Source organism: Deinococcus gobiensis I-0 (assembly GCF_000252445.1).
GTDB classification, from domain to species: Bacteria; Deinococcota; Deinococci; order Deinococcales; family Deinococcaceae; genus Deinococcus; species Deinococcus gobiensis.
Genome location: NC_017790.1, coordinates 890415 through 905000, shown reverse-complemented (window position 1 = coordinate 905000; position 14586 = coordinate 890415). Strand labels below are relative to the sequence as shown.

General features: G+C 69.4%; 15 protein-coding genes (1 of these 15 cut by a window edge). 5 read left to right on the top strand and 10 right to left on the bottom strand.

Translation table 11 applies throughout. The features are described 5' to 3' along the window. From DGO_RS20975 to DGO_RS04090, 4 genes are all read left to right on the top strand, one after another. Positions 1 to 678 carry the final stretch of a PAS domain-containing sensor histidine kinase gene (locus DGO_RS20975; RefSeq protein ID WP_014684223.1) on the top strand. The gene continues 1179 nt to the left of window position 1, outside the view, so 678 of the gene's 1857 nt are visible here — the last part of the coding sequence; its start codon lies beyond the left edge, outside the window; its stop codon occupies positions 676 to 678. Beyond that, on the top strand, positions 662 to 1297 hold the full coding sequence (locus DGO_RS04100; protein ID WP_014684222.1) for a response regulator transcription factor: 636 nt from the start codon (positions 662 to 664) through the stop codon (positions 1295 to 1297). The genes DGO_RS20975 and DGO_RS04100 overlap by 17 nt, the downstream gene beginning before the upstream one ends. A gap of 67 nt (positions 1298 to 1364) precedes the next feature. After that, complete coding sequence (locus DGO_RS04095) at positions 1365 to 1886, top strand: GlcG/HbpS family heme-binding protein (protein WP_043803149.1); 522 nt, start codon at positions 1365 to 1367, stop codon at positions 1884 to 1886. Between the two features lie 46 nt (positions 1887 to 1932). Continuing rightward, on the top strand, positions 1933 to 2634 hold the full coding sequence (locus tag DGO_RS04090) for an ankyrin repeat domain-containing protein (protein WP_145975374.1): 702 nt from the start codon (positions 1933 to 1935) through the stop codon (positions 2632 to 2634). Between the two features lie 16 nt (positions 2635 to 2650). On the opposite strand, the gene DGO_RS04085 is transcribed toward DGO_RS04090, so the two are convergent. Genes DGO_RS04085 through DGO_RS04050 form a run of 8 tightly spaced genes read right to left on the bottom strand, consistent with a single transcriptional unit; the run spans position 2651 to position 11137 of the window. Beyond that, a complete protein-coding gene (locus DGO_RS04085) occupies positions 2651 to 3742 on the bottom strand; it encodes a CobW family GTP-binding protein (RefSeq protein WP_043801008.1) in 1092 nt (363 codons plus the stop codon). Next, entirely contained in the window at positions 3739 to 5286 is a 1548-nt protein-coding gene (gene cobJ, locus DGO_RS04080; protein WP_043801007.1) for a precorrin-3B C(17)-methyltransferase, read from the bottom strand. Before cobJ ends, DGO_RS04085 begins: the two co-directional genes overlap by 4 nt. After that, complete coding sequence (locus tag DGO_RS04075) at positions 5283 to 6059, bottom strand: cobalamin biosynthesis protein (protein WP_226991443.1); 777 nt, start codon at positions 6057 to 6059, stop codon at positions 5283 to 5285. The genes cobJ and DGO_RS04075 overlap by 4 nt, the downstream gene beginning before the upstream one ends. Positions 6060 to 6114: 55 nt before the next feature. Next, positions 6115 to 6903, bottom strand: coding sequence for a precorrin-4 C(11)-methyltransferase (gene cobM, locus DGO_RS04070; protein ID WP_014684216.1), 789 nt, complete (start codon positions 6901 to 6903; stop codon positions 6115 to 6117). 37 nt (positions 6904 to 6940) lie between these two features. Continuing rightward, a complete protein-coding gene (gene cobI, locus DGO_RS04065; RefSeq protein WP_014684215.1) occupies positions 6941 to 7708 on the bottom strand; it encodes a precorrin-2 C(20)-methyltransferase in 768 nt (255 codons plus the stop codon). Then, positions 7705 to 8847 (bottom strand): cobalt-precorrin-5B (C(1))-methyltransferase CbiD, encoded by a 1143-nt coding sequence (gene cbiD / locus DGO_RS04060; protein WP_226991442.1) that lies wholly within the window; start codon positions 8845 to 8847, stop codon positions 7705 to 7707. Before cbiD ends, cobI begins: the two co-directional genes overlap by 4 nt. Then, positions 8844 to 10454, bottom strand: coding sequence for a precorrin-8X methylmutase (locus tag DGO_RS04055; protein WP_043801006.1), 1611 nt, complete (start codon positions 10452 to 10454; stop codon positions 8844 to 8846). The genes cbiD and DGO_RS04055 overlap by 4 nt, the downstream gene beginning before the upstream one ends. Beyond that, the gene (locus tag DGO_RS04050; protein WP_014684212.1) at positions 10451 to 11137 is read right to left on the bottom strand and encodes a cobalt-precorrin-7 (C(5))-methyltransferase; all 687 of its coding nucleotides are present in this window, start codon (positions 11135 to 11137) and stop codon (positions 10451 to 10453) included. The genes DGO_RS04055 and DGO_RS04050 overlap by 4 nt, the downstream gene beginning before the upstream one ends. Before the next feature lie 720 nt (positions 11138 to 11857). Here DGO_RS04050 and DGO_RS04045 point away from each other — a divergent pair. After that, the gene (locus tag DGO_RS04045; RefSeq protein WP_014684211.1) at positions 11858 to 12565 is read left to right on the top strand and encodes a hypothetical protein; all 708 of its coding nucleotides are present in this window, start codon (positions 11858 to 11860) and stop codon (positions 12563 to 12565) included. 58 nt (positions 12566 to 12623) lie between these two features. Here the strand turns inward: DGO_RS04045 and DGO_RS04040 are convergent, their stop codons facing one another. Next, a complete protein-coding gene (locus DGO_RS04040) occupies positions 12624 to 13208 on the bottom strand; it encodes a TerD family protein (protein WP_014684210.1) in 585 nt (194 codons plus the stop codon). 10 nt (positions 13209 to 13218) lie between these two features. Next, entirely contained in the window at positions 13219 to 14487 is a 1269-nt protein-coding gene (locus DGO_RS04035; protein ID WP_014684209.1) for a VWA domain-containing protein, read from the bottom strand. Positions 14488 to 14586 lie beyond the last annotated feature (99 nt).

Here is a 14586-nt window from a genome sequence, read left to right as displayed (position 1 = left end):
CTGGGCGAAATGAGCGCCGGACTGGCCCATGAACTCACCCAGCCCCTCACCGCCATCGTCAGCTACGGACAGGCGGGGACGCGGCTCCTGGGTCAGGACCCCCCGGACCTGCCCCGGGCGCGTCAGGCCGTGCAGGGCATGGTGACGCAGGCCCAACGCTCGGCTCAGATCATTGCCCGGCTGCGGACCCTGGTGCGCCGCGCGCCCGCCCAGCGCGTACAGGTGGATGTGGTGCAGGCGGTCCACAATATCCTGACGCTGTGTCAGGCGGACCTGAGCCGGCTGGCGGTCACCGTGGAGACGCAGTTTCCCGTCGCCGCGCCCGCCCTGGGCGATCCCGTGCAGGTCGAACAGATCATCCTCAATCTGGTGCGCAACGCCCTGGAAGCCATGGACGAGGCGGGCGAGTGCCGCCTTGACCTGCGTATCGAAGCGGCGGGGGACTGGTGGCGGCTGACCGTGCAGGACAGCGGCGCCGGGCTGTCCGGAGAGACGCTGGCGCGGCTGTTCCAGCCCTTCCAGACGAGCAAGCCCGGCGGCCTGGGGCTGGGGCTGTCGCTCTCACAGACCCTGGCCCAGGGCCTCGGGGGAGAGCTGACCGGGGCGAACGCACCCGGACGCGGCGCCCGGTTCGTCCTCACGCTGCCACAATGGAGCGGTGATGTCCCGGCCCGCTGAACCGACCGTCTATCTCGTGGACGATGACGCCGGGGTGCGTGACGCCCTGGGGTTCCTGCTCGGCACGGTGGGCCTGCCGGTGCGGGCCTTCGCCGACGGCCGGGCCTTTCAGGAGCAGCTGGACCCCGGCGCGGTGGGCTGTCTGCTGCTCGACATCCGCATGCCGCATGTCAGTGGCCTGCAGCTCCAGGAACAGCTGCGCGTCGCCGGCGTGGACCTGCCCGTCGTGATCCTGACCGGGCACGGCAATGTGGACCTGTGCCGCCGCGCGTTCCGGCAGGGAGCCGTCGATTTCCTGGAAAAACCGGTGGACGAGACCACGCTGCTGGAGGCTGTCCAGCGGGCCATCCACCTGCACCTGAGCCGCCGCGAGCAGCGCGGGGCGGGCGAACAGGCGCGCGCCCGCCTCGCCCGCCTGACCGACCGGGAGCGCGAGGTGCTCGCCGGACTGATGGACGGCCAGACCAGCAAGCAGAGCGCCCAAGTCCTCGGGATCAGCGCGCGCACGGTCGAGACGCACCGCGCCAGCCTCTGCGAGAAGCTCGGGGTGCGCTCGCTGGCCGAGCTGATGCGGACCTACCTGAGCGCCGTGGACTCTGCGGGGCCGGGTTCTCCGTAAAACTACGGAGGCCGCCTCCGAAAACGCCCGAATGGTTTCGCGCGCGCCCGCCTGGGAACATGACGCCATGAAAACGGTCCTCCTGACTGCACTGACCTTCGCCTCCGTGGCCGCCGCCCAACAGACCCCGGCGCAGACCCCTCCTGCGCCGCCTGCCCCCGTACAGCTGGCCACCACGCCTACCGTACAGGTCGCCACCCTGAGCCTGGACGCGGCGGTCAAGCTCGCCACGCGGGCGGTCGCCAACTGCGCCGCCGCCGGCTACAACGTCAGCGCGGCCGTGGTGGACCGCTCCGGCGTGGCGCTGGCGCTGGCCCGCTCGGAACAGGCCGGGCCGCACACGGTGGGCGCGAGTCTGGGCAAGGCCTTCACGAGTGCCAGCGGGCGCAACCTGACCAGTGAGATGGCCAAGGGCCTGGCGAGCAACCCCGGCCTGGCCGACATCCCCGGGTATCTGCTGCTCGCCGGTGGCGTCCCGGTGCGTGCCGGGACGACGGTGGTCGGGGCCATCGGCGTGGGCGGGGCACCCAGTGGCATGATCGACGAGCAGTGCGCGCTGGACGCCCTCAAGACCCTCCCGGGATTCTGAAGGCGGGGGCGGCGGCAGGGCAGGGGCGCCGGTGTCCAGGCGGCTGATGCTGGCGGCGCTGCTCGGGGGAACGGCGGCCACCGTCGTCACTGCGGCGCACGGTCCGGAAAGGAGAATTCAGATGGAACAGCATTCGGAAGCGGCGCTCTCGGCCCAACTGCTCAGGGCGGCCCAGGACGGTGACGCGGCGCGGGTCGCGGCCCTGCTGGCGGCGGGCGCGAATCCCGACGCGGCCGACGCGCGGGGCCGTACGGCGCTGACCTCCGCGGCCCTGGGCGACCATGTGGAGGTGGTGCGCGCGCTGGTGTCGGCCGGTGCGGACCCCGACCCCCAGGACGACGCACGCAACAACGCGCTGCTGGTGAGTGGCGAGACGGGCAATGTCGCCCTGCTGCGCGAGGTGCTCCGGGGCAGTCCCGACCTGACCCGCACCAACCGCTTCGGGGGAACGGCGCTGATTCCGGCGGCTGACCGCGGCCACCTGCCTTACGTCCGAGAACTGCTCCGGACCACCGGTATCGACGTGAATCACGTCAACCATCTGGGCTGGACGGCGCTGCTGGAGGCCGTGATCCTCGGAGACGGCGGCCCGGTCCACACCGAAATCGTGCGTGAACTGCTGGCGCACGGGGCCGATCCGCAGGTGGCCGACCGGCAGGGGAGAACGCCGCTGGACCACGCCCGCAGCGCCGGATATCTGGAGATGGTCCGGCTGTTGCAGGGGCCGGGGCCAGCACCCCGCCCCTGAACTTCCGAGCCCTCTCTCAGCTCCAGACCTGCGGCAGCGCCTTCTGGAGCGCCTCGATGACCTTCTTGCGGCTGACGTGGTAGCCGATGAAGATCAGCTCGTTGGGCGCGTCTGCCCGGGCCGGGGCGGGCAGCGCCTCGATGCGCGAGCGCACCGCCTGCACCGCGTGCCGCTCGCCCTGCGCGTCCCCCACGAAGCCCTTGACGCGCAGCACCGGGAACACGCGCGCCACGTTCTGCACGGTTTTCAGGAGTGCCGGGAGGTCCTGCGGTTCCGGGCTGGTCAGCCGGAAGGATTGCCAGCCGGGGTCATGTTCGTGGAAGTGCTGGTGGGTGCTCAGGCTGTGCACGTGGGCGTCGAGGTCGCCGTGACTGTGGCCGTCGAGCGTGGTGTGGTCGTGCAGCGGGGCCGCGAGATCGCTGGGCGTGCCGCTGACGGGCGCGGCGTGCGTCACCGCGCGGCGGGTGCCGTGCAGGTTCAGGCCCAGCGTGAGCTGCGTGTCGAGCCGCGCGCCGTAGGCCAGCTCCAGAAAGCGCACGCGCGGGGCACGGTAGCGCACGTCGGCCTCGGCCTGGAGCAGTGCGGCGTCGTCGAGCCCGTCGATCTTGTTCAGTACGGCCACGTCGGCGTATTCGAGCTGCGCGTCGAACACGGACGCGGCGCTGGCCTGGGCCGCGTCTCCCCCTGTACTGAACGCGCCCTCCAGCAGCAGCGGCGTGTCCACGACCACCAGCGTCGCGTCGAGCAGGAAGGCGTCGGCAAATTCCGGCGTCTGGAGTGTGACCATCACGGCGGTGGGCACGGCCAGCCCGCTCGTCTCGATCAGCACGTGGTCGAAGGCGTGGCGGCGTCCGCGCAGCGCCCGCAGGGTCGCGGTGAAGGCGTCGCCCTCGCCGCCGTAGGCCAGCAGGCCGCCGTGCACGTCGTGCAGCTCCACGCCCTCCTCACGCGTGTCGAGCAGCGGCGCGTCGATGCTCACCTCGCCGAACTCGTTCACGATGACGGCCAGCGTGCGGTCGTGGGTCTGCGCCAGCAGGTTGTTCAGCAGCGTGGTCTTGCCGCTGCCGAGAAAGCCGCTGACGATGGTGACGGGGGTTCTGGTGCTCACGGCAACTCCTTGAGGGACCCGATCAATGCTTCGGGAGAAGAAAACGCGCCGGGGACGGCGTCGGGGCGGCGCACCACGATCAGGGGCACGCCCAGTTCACGGGCGGCGCTCAGCTTGGCGGGCAGACCGCCCTGCGCGCCGCTGTCCTTGGTGACGACCGCGCCGACGCTCCACGCGCGCCACTGCGCCACGTTGAACTCGTGGGAAAAGGGGCCGACCATCGCGCTGACGTTCTGCGGCGGCACGCCGAGTTCGAGGACGCGGGCCATGACCTCGGGCTGCGGGGTCACGCGCACGAACACTTCGGCGTCGGGCGCGGCCTCCCGGAAGGCGGCGAGGTCCTTGCTGCCCGTCGCCAGGAAGACCCGTCCATGCGGCGCGGCCAGCTCCGCCGCATGGACGAAGGAGTCGGCCAGCACCACGCCGTCCGGCAGGGGGTCGGGGAGGGTCGAGGGTCGCTCGTAGCGCAGGTAGGGCACGTCCAGCTCGGCCGTGATCTCGCGGAGCTGCGGCGTGATGACCCCGGCATAGGGGTGCGTGGCGTCCACGACCGCCCGCGCCCCGCGCAGCGCGCGCCGCCTCGCCTCGGCTCCGGCGGGGCCGCCGTACAGGCACAGGTTGGGGTGCGCCGGGGCCACCTGCGCGCCGAGGTCGGTCGCCACGCTCAGGACCACCTGTTGCCCGGCTTCGGCCAGGGCCAGGGCCAGGGCGTTGCCGTCTCGGGTGCCGCCGTAGACCCAGATCGCGTGTTCGGGGAGGGCATGGGTCGGCGCAACTTCGGGCGCGGCGTCGGCTTGCCAGTCGTTGTAGCCGCGCGGGGTATACATCCAGCGGCCTTTGCGCTCGGTGAAGCGGTTGCCGATGACCACGGTGGTGAGCATGTCGAACTTCTGTTCCAGCAGCTCGCCCAGTGTGGTCACGCGCACCTCCTGGTCCTCGCGGTAGGCGTTGCGGACCACCCCGCAGACCGTCTCCGGGCGCTTGTGCTCCAGCATCAGGCGGAGGACGCGGTACACGCCCTCCTGCCGCGCCCGGCTCTGCACGTTGTACAGCACGCAGGCGAGGTCGGCCCCGGCGATGTGGCGCGCGCGGTGCTCGATCCATTCCCAGGGGCACAGCAGGTCCGAGAGCGAGAGGGTGGCGAAGTCGTGCGTCAGCGGCGACCCCAGCAGGCTCGCGCAGGCGGTGGCGCTCGTGATGCCGGGGATGACCTCCACCCCGAAGTCGGGCGACTCGGGCAGGTCCTCGAAGACCAGGCCGGCCATCGCGTACACGCCGATGTCGCCGCTGCTCACGAGCGCCACCCGTTGCCCGCTCCGGGCGCGTTCGATGGCGAGGCGGGCGCGCTCCTTCTCCTGCGTCAGCGGCGGCGTCAGGACGTCCTGCGTGGTGATCAGCGGCGCGACCCAGCGCAGGTAGAGGTCGTAGGCCACGATCACGTCGGCCCGCAGCAGGGCGTCGCGCGCCCGCTCGGGCACCAGCGAGAGGTCGCCGGGGCCGACGGAGACGAGGCTGAGGTGGCCTGTTTTGGAGGGCGCGGTCATGCCCGACCTCCGGCCGCCCAGCCCCGGTCCTCGACCACCGCGACCGTCACGCCGTTCAGGGCCGTCTTGGGGACGATCAGTTCGCCGCGCGGGCTGGCGAGCAGGGCGCAGGGTTCGCACACGCCGGGCAGCCCGACGCTGCGCTGCACCCAGTCGCTGGCCTGCGTCACGTAGGCGCGGCCCGCCAGATCGGCGCGGGCAAAGACCCGCAGCGGCAGCGCGTGCGCCTCGCAGAAGGCCAGCAGCCCGGTCTCGTCGGCCTTGAGGTCCACCGTGGCGACCTCACGGACGTCCGCCAGCGCGCGGCCTGCCAGCGCATGCGTCACGGCCGCCGCGATCTGGTCTTCGTCCACGCCCCGCCGGCAGCCGATGCCCAGCGTCAGCGGTTTGACGGCCTCGGTGGCGGTGGTCACGACGGGTACGGCTCCGGTGGCGCGCGCCACCGCGTAGGCCAGGGCGTTCGCGCCGCCCTCGTGCCCGCCGAGCAGGGCCACGGCGAAGCGCGCCGCGTCGTCCAGCACGACCACCGCCGGATCGGTGTGCTTGTCGTGGGGGAGTCCGGCCAGAAAGCGGCTGGCGATACCCACCGCGCCGATCATGATCCAGGCCCGCGCTCCGGCGAAGGCGGCCCCGAAGGCGTCGAACTGCCGCCCGGCCTGCTGCCAGGGGCGGTGCACCACGGCGTTCAGGTGTGCGGCGAGGTGCGCCGCCAGGACCTCCGTCTCGCGGCGCACGGGCCAGATGGCGAGGGCCACAGGAAGGTCGGTGGTCACGCGCGCCCCGTCCCACGCGGACAGGAGGGCTGGGGCTTCGTGTCAGGGTAATTCTTCATCCTTCTTCCTTCACGGCCCGCCGGAAACGGTGCGCGTACTCGGGCGCATACAGGCGGCTGCCCTGCGCCTCTCCGACGTCCGCCAGCGCCGGGCTCACGATCAGCATGGTGGTCAGTGCCCATTCGCTGGGACGGATGCCGTCCAGCCCCTCCCCACCAAGCAGGGTGCCCAGCGTGGCGACGTGTCGGCGCTCCTCGGGTTGGCTGGCGCGCTGCACCAGGGCCACCGGGGTCTCGTCCGGGTAGCCGGTCCGCAGCTCGGCCACGATCTCGGCGAGCTGGTTGCCGCCCAGGAAGACGCACAGGCTGGCCCCGTGCGCCGCGAGACTGGCGAGGTTTTCGCGCTCGGGGACGGGGCTGGCGCGGCCTGACACCCGGGTGAGGATGATCGTCTGCGTGACGTTCGGGCGGGTCAGCTCCGCGCCCAGGGCGGCGGCGCTGGCGGTGAAGCTGCTCACGCCGGGTACGATCTCGTAGGGGATGTCCAGCTCACGCAGCGCCCGCATCTGCTCGGCGGTCGCGCCGTAGATGGCCGGGTCGCCGCTGTGCACGCGGGCCACGTCCAGGCCTTCCCGCTGGGCGCGGCGGTACAGGGCCACCTGCTCGTCCAGGTTCAGCTCGGCAGTGTTGAAGCGTTCGGCGTCCGGGGCGGCGTGTTCCAGCACGGCCTCCGGGACCAGCGATCCGGCGTACAGGATGAGGCGGCACTGCCCGAGCAGCCGCGCTCCCCGCACGGTGATGAGGTCCGGCGCTCCAGGCCCGGCCCCGATGAAATAGACGTTCATGACAGCTCCTTTGGGTGCGGTTGCACAGGGGTGCGGATCAGGGCGCCCCGTGACTGGCGTCGGCTTCAGCGTCTTTCGTTCCGAACCGCTGTGGCGGTCCGCGGCGGATCAGCAGCACGCTCAGGTAGCCCAGCTTCGCGGCGTCCGGCACGCCCGCGCTCAGGCTGGGCAGAACCACCTCGCCGCCCAGGCCCAGGCGGTGTGCGAGGGCGCAGTGTTGGGCGATGCCCAGGTCGTCGAGCAGTGCCAGTACGCCCGGCAGTCGCCGCCCGACCTTCATCAGGACGGTGACGTCGTGGCTCAGCAGGTCGGCCCGCAGCGCTTCCAGATCGTCCGGGCAGGGGAGGATGAGCACGCGCTCCTTGCCCTCGCCCAGCGAGAATCCGGTGAGGGCCGCCGCCGTGGCGTAGCTCGTGACGCCGGGCAGTACGCGGGTGGGCAGGTCGGGGGCCTCGGTGCGCAGCGCGGCCACCAGATAGCCCAGCGTGGAATAGGTCATCGCGTCCCCGATGGTGAGGTAGACGACCTGTTCGCCCGCCCGGCCCCGCGCGGCGATTTCCCGGGCCAGGGCGGCGTAGTGCCCGCCGATCCGCGCATCGTCGCCGTCCATCAGGAATTCGACCTCCTGCACCCGGTCCTGCGGGAAGTCCAGGCCGCGCAGGGCGTCCAGGGCCACCGACGAGTCGGAAACCCGCGAGCGCGGCGCGTAGATCACGTCCGCCGCCTGGAGTGCCCGCAGCGCCGCCACCGGCAGCAGCCCTTCCGGGCCGGGGCCGACGCCGAGGCCGGTAAAGCCGCCGCTCATGCCCCGACCTCTGCCGTGCCCAGTCCGGTGCCGTCCAGCGCGAAGAGGGCCACCCGGACGCGGCGGGTCGCCGGGGCGCGGGCCTGGAGCGTGCCGGCGATGCGGCGGGCGATCTCGGCCCACACCTCCGTTCCTCTGGGGTGTGCGGCAAGCAGCTCTACGCAGGCGTCCACCGTGTTCGCCTGGGCGAGGGCGGCCACCGGACCCGGCTCCAGGCCGACCTCCGCCGCCACCCGCGCCACCGCGTTCATCGCCATGCCGCTGTACTGGCTGTGGGTGTTCCAGTCGCCGTTCAGGACCTTCGCCAGCTTGCCGGGGTGTCCGGCGACGAGCAGCAGGGGCAGCGGATGGCCCGTTTCCACGAGTGCCGATTGCAGGGCGTCCAGCGCGGCGCCCACGAAATTGCTCATCTGCACGATGTCGGGGCCCGACACGCCCAGGGTCTCGCGGGCATAGTCGCGGCCCAGCTTGCCGGGGGTTAGGACAACGGCGCCCGGGCGGCCATGCACCGCCACACGCACGTAGACCTCGACCGAGGCCATATACGCCTCCAGGCTCATCGGTTCGACGATGCCGGTCGTGCCCAGAATGCTGATGCCGCCCACGATGCCCAGGCGCGGATTGAAGGTCCGCCGGGCGATGGCCTCGCCGTCCACGCAGCCCACGGTCACCGCATAGGCCGTGTGGCCCGTCACTTCCCGCGCCGCCTGCCGCATCATGTCGCGCGGGCCGGGGTTGATCGCGGCCTCGCCCACCGGCACGCGGATGCCGGGGGCGGTGACGGTGCCCACGCCCTCGCCCGCGTGGAAGGTCATCTCCGGGCTGGCCTGCCGCACGACCGACACCCAGATCGTCGCGCCGTGGGTGGCGTCGGGATCGTCGCCGCCGTCCTTGACGACCTCGGCGTAGGCCCCGGCATCGGTCAGGCGGGCCCCCTGCACCGGCACGCCCAGCACGAATTCGCCCCCCGGCAGGGTGATGTCCACCTCGGTCGTCGTCTGGCCGCGTTCCAGCAGCAGCAGCGCGGCCTTGAATGCCGCCGTCGCCGCGCTGCCGGTCGTAAAGCCCCGGCGCAGGCCGTTGTCGGCGGGCAGGGAAAGGTCGTAGCGGGCCGGTGTCATCTGGAAGGCGAGACTCACGCGCCGCTCTGTGCGGTCTCAGTTTGCATGGCTTCGGCCTGCGCCGCACCGACCGCCGCCAGCCGGTTCTGGGCCTCGATCATCAGGGTGTTCACCACGCTGCTCGCCCACGGACTGCCGCCGCGTGTGCCTGCGTTGGTGATGCGGGGGACGCTCAGGCAGCCGCGCAGCGCCGCTTTGCTCTCCCGTGTGCCGACGAATCCCACCGGCAGGCCGATGACCAGCCCAGGCCGCCAGTGGCGCTCGCGGATCAGGCGGACGGCCTCGAAGATGGCGGTGGGCGCGTCGCCAATCGCCACGATGCAGTCGTTCCCGAACTTTTCGTAGGCCCGCCGGATGCCGGAGGCCGAGCGGGTCAGACCCGTTTCCCGGCTCAGCAGGTGCGTTTCGGGATCGTGGACGCCGCACCAGACGTTCACGCCGAGGTCTTTGAGGTTCTGGCGCTTCAGGCCGCTCTGGACCATCGTCACGTCGGTCACGACCGTCAGGCCGCGCAGAATCGCCATGACGCCCGCCTCGGTCGCGCCCGGTGAGAAGTACAGGTCGTCCACGATGCCGGGGTCGCCCGCCGTATGCACCAGCCGCTGCATGGCATAGCGGTCGGCCGGATTGACCGTGTCCCAGTCGCGCAGCCCCTCGATGATCTCGAAGGACGCCGCCTCGATAGGGTGCGGCACGTAGGGGGGCATGATCCGGGGAGTGGCCGGAGCCCCGGCCCGCGCCAGCAGTCCGCGTACGCCGCCGTGGTGGCCGACCTGCGGCGCGCCGACCTGTCCCTCATAGCCCACCACGGCCACGCGGTACTTGCACAGCGAGCAGTTCATGTGGCCCTCGCCGCGCATGCCCTCGTGGGCCCGTTCCAGGAAGACCTGGGCCACCTTTGGGTCCGGTCCCAGCGGCCCGGCGGTCAGGAACTGGGTGTGGGGCCAGCGCTCGGCGGCGGCGGCCACGGCGGCATTCACGCGGTTCAGCAGCACTCCGCCGAACAGCAGGTAGGGCAGTACCACCACCCGCTCGAATCCCAGGGTGGCGGCGCGGCCCAGTGCGGTGGGCAGGTCGGGCTTGGTTGTTCCGGTGTAGCCCACCAGGCTCGCGCCGTAGCCCAGTCCTTCCTCCAGAAAGCGGGCGAGCTTGTGCACGTCGCCGTTGGCGTCGGGGTCCGTGGTGCCCCGCCCGGCGACGAGCAGCAGGGTGCGGTCGCGCCGGACCTCGCCCGTGGCGGCGGCCTCGGCGGCGATCAGGCGCTCGCGGCAGACTTCCAGCAGCAGGGGGTGCAGGTCCAGTGCCGCGCCCGAGTGGAAGGTGACGCCGGGGTGCTCCTCTCGCAGCGTCCGTAGCTCGGCGGGCAGGTCGTTTTTGGCATGGGTGGCGGCGAGGAGCACCCCGGGGACCATCACGACTTCCCGTGCGCCGCTTTCCACCGCGGCGCGGGCGGCCTCGTCCAGCGTGGGGGTATTGAACTCCAGAAAACCGTGTGTGACGGTGCGTCCCGGTTCCAGTCGCTTCACTTCGGCCACGAGTTGCTCGAACTGCGTGGCGCTCGCCGGGTCCCGGCTGCCGTGGGCGGCGAGGAGGATGGCGTATCCGCTGTCGGCCGCGCCGCTCACGCTTCGCCCTCCAGGCCGGTGGGCATCGGTGTCAGAGCCCGTACCAGGAGGATGCTCATGTCGGAGAAGTCTTGTTCGGCCAGCTGCGTGAGGTCGCCGGTCCATTCGGCTTCGGTTCGTGACAGGTTTTCCCATACCTCGGCGCGGTGCTCGGGCGGAAGGCCGCAGCCGAGCAGATAGGCCGCGACGTCCTTCGGCATGAAGTCCCAGGGACGTGGAATGACGATCGCGTTCCGGCCTGCGGCCAGGACGTCTCGTAGATGTGTTTTGAACGGGTTCAGGTCGCCGCGGCGATGGAAGGTCAGGAAGGTGGTCTCGTCGAAGCAGACCCGGCTCTTGCTGGCGAGCATCTGCGCGCTGGAGATGCCGGGAACGGTCTCGACCGGGTGTTTACAGGCGGTCTCGACCCGCTCCAGGAATTGAAAACCACTGAAGTGAATGTCGCCCATGAAGACGACTGCGCAGCGTTTTCCGGCATGGTGCAGTCTGGCGACTTCGGCAAGTTGGGCGACTTGATCGCGGTAGCTCATCGTAACGACCTGGGCTGTTGTCGGGATCAGGGGACGGACGACGTCGACGACGGCGTCAAAACCGGCCACCACGTCGGCCTCTGTGATCAGATCGGCTCCCTTGCGGGTCAGAAAATCCAGATGGCCTGGGCCTGCGCCTATGCAGACGATCATCGAATATTCCTCGGATCTCTACGATCCGGGACGGTACGGATATGGGCTGAAGCCATGAAGAACTCCGGCGTGCTTGGAAGGAAGCGGCCGGAAACGGGAGCACAGGAAGGTCCGTTCCAGCCGGGGCCGGAGCAGGTTGACCTTTGCATCGGAGATGAACGGCGCTGTGCTCAGGAATGGCCCTCTGATGGCGAGAGGTGCCTGCGGGTTGACGCAGGCGTCCCTGAGAGGCATTCGGGCTGACGGAGGTGGCCTCCGATTACCGTTGCGCGACAGCGCCGGACTGGATGTGCATATGCACAGCTTCACCGGACTTCCCCTGACTCAGGTGGAGTGAGAGTAGCAGATTCTCACTGGGTCTATGTTTATAATAATTTATATGAAGAGATTTTTCTAAGTCTTTCATTCAGGGTTTGAATATAAAAACACCGAAGGGCTGATTTCGGTCACATTAACTTAGCGTTCGGGGATAAACCTGGTTTGTTATTAAATCTCTAGCTTTCTGCTTAGGCCTTTGCCTGTGCCTACATCCATTTGAAAGTAATAACCCAGACGAGCGAAAGTGATAGCCCAGACGAGAATTTCAATCTCACAAGATAACTGAACTCTTTTCATATAAAGATTATTATCTAAGGTGATTGACCTAAGTAAATTTAGGTCAGATAGACCAGATTCATTGGGCAACCGGGCAGCAGACGCCAGCTACACTGAACTCGACCGATGAACGACGCTATCGCCCGGGGCCGGAAGCTGTTACAGCTCTATCGGGGGGGTCTGGGTGGCGAACGGCAGAACGCTGGCCGGCTGCTCACCACCCACCTCCGTACCCATGACCTGACCTTCTACGATCTGGACGCCGGCCTGCCCGTCTCGCAGGACCTCGACCTCCTGGACCACTGGCGCGAATCCGCTCTGTGGTTGGCCCGCCTGGACACCGAACCCGACAAGGTCCTGACCGCCCTGGTCGATGCTGAAGACCTCACACCAGGTGAATTGGAACGTCTGATCTCCCACCTAGACCTGGATAAACTTCTCGCCGCCCGACTCGACGGCTGGGCCTACACCGAGGGCACGACTCCCGAACTTTACCGGCAGGCAGCCTCGCAGGTCAGGGCCGAGGAACTGACTGCACCGGGACTCAGGGGCTCACTGGCGCAGCGCTTCCAGACAGTGACACGGGACATCCTCTTCCGGCAAACCCATCCCGAGCGCACCATCCGCACCCGGGACGCGACCGAAGAAGCTTTCGTTCTGGGAATCGTCGAAGCCCTCACTGGCCAGAGCCCGGAAGCCATCGGCGGCGACATAAGAGTTCGCCTGAACGCCGACCAGCTCGCCCGGCTACGCGCCCTGATCGCAGAACACAGCGACGATGCACAGACGATCGCCAAGCAGGCCGCCCGCGCCTACGGTCGCCGCCTCCATTAGAAAAGAGCGTATAAAAAAACCGCCGGAATGTTCCGGCGATCCTTTCCTCGATCGGTACTCAGGACACGTAGGTCTGCATGTCCGGCAGATTGTCCTGGAAGGTCCGGCCCCGCGACGGCGCGCCGATGGCCGTCATGGTCCAGTCGCTGCCGCTGCGGCGCAGGCTCGCCAGGATCAGGGCCGAGTGGCTGCCCTGGGCCGAGAGGTCGTAGCGGGCAATCTCCTTGTTTCCCTGCGTATCGATCAGGCGACAGTAGGCGTTCTGGACCTGTCCGAAGTCCTGACCGGTGTAGTTGTTCACGCTGAACACGACCGTCTGGATGGTCGACGGAAGCCGGGAAAGATCGACCGTGATCGTCTCGTCGTCGCCGCTGCCCTGGCCGGTGCGGTTGTCGCCGCTGTGGCTCACCGTGCCGTCGGCACTCTGAAGCTGCCGGAACCACACGGCCTCCCGGAGTTGCCCCGAAGCGTCGAACAGCAGGGCATTGGCATCGAGGTCCACCGCCTGCTCGCCGGCGCCGAAGCCGAAGAAACCCTTTTTCTTGATGACGTCCCACCCCAGGCCCATGCGGACGACGCCCAGGCGCGGCCCGGCCTCCTTGGCGAGGGAAATCTGCTGGCCTTTTTGCAACGAGATAGGCATGAATACTCCTTCAGCGCAGGATGCCCTGGCGGCGCGCGGCAGTCTGCCAGGTGTCGAGTTCGTTCACCAGCAGTTCGAACAGCTGGGGGTCGGGCACGCGGATGGGCGAGGGCAGACAGAAGAAATCGGCGTTGTCCACGGTCCGGCCGCGCAGGTCGTCGAGCTTGGTCAGGAAATCGAAGTCCACACCGCCCTGGTCGATGCCCATGAATTTCCAGAACACCGGCTCACGTGAGGCTTCGGTCATCTGACGGACCACGGCGTCACGGTTGCTGGTGCCCCCGTCGGTGATGAACAGCACCAACGTGGGCAGGGCCGCGCGCGCGGCGCGGGCATCCTCACGCACCAGGGTCATGACCGGACTGTAGTGCGTGCCGCCCTCCAGGCGGACCCCCAGCCGGTCCACGAAGCCCGCGACGTTGTCGAGCGACAGCGGACCGCCCCGGTGGGCCTTGATGCCGAACAGGTACACCTCGACCTCACCGTCGTCGTCCAGGCGGGTCGCCAGGGCCAGGGCGCGCTCGGCGAGGGCCTGCACCGCCCCGCTGCGGTATTCGTCGTACATGCTCGCGCTGATGTCCAGCACGAGGTTGACCCGGTAGCGCGCCTCGCCCAGACCCCGTTTTTCCAGACTGACACTCGCCGTCTTGATGAGACTGACGAGCTGGGGCTGCGTGCGCTCGGCCTTTTCCAGCAGCACGCGCTGGCGCTCCTTGGCGAGACTGACAGGTGTCGGCACGGCCGGTCCAGGCGCAGGCGGGGCGTCCGCCACCTCGCCGCCGAAATGCCGCACGAGGGCGTCCAGTCCCCCGGCGAAGCCCTGCCCGACCGCGCCGACGCGCCAGACGTCCTTGAAATACACGTCCAGCAACATCAGCGCCTTTTCCCCGCTCAGCTCGCGGCCGGTCACGCGGTAGGTCAGCAACGGGACACCGTCCGCACTCAGGGTCACGTCGGCTGCCTGCATCTGACTCAGATCACCCTGATCGGTGGTCACGGCGAGGCTCAGACGGCGCACGCCCGCAGGCAGGGCCGCGAGATCGAGACCGAAGACCCGTTCGCTGCCACTCCCCTGCACCGAGAGGGCCCCCTCGGGACTCCGCGGCTGGTTATAGAAAACCATGTAACGGTCGTCGCTCAGACGGCCCGCCTCGTCCAGGCCGAACAGAATGAGGTCGTATTCGGCCGCCGGGCCGGTGACGCGGGCGCTGAGGCTCAGGCGGGTGGCCGGAGTCAGGGCCGCGAGCGGGCTTTTCTGGCCGGTCTGGAATGTCTGCATTGGGTCCTCATGGAACGGAGCGGGGCGGCAAGAAAAGGCAGGAGGAGCGGAGTGCCCCCCCTGCCACAGGAACCAGAATCGGATGGTCCGGGAAACGTA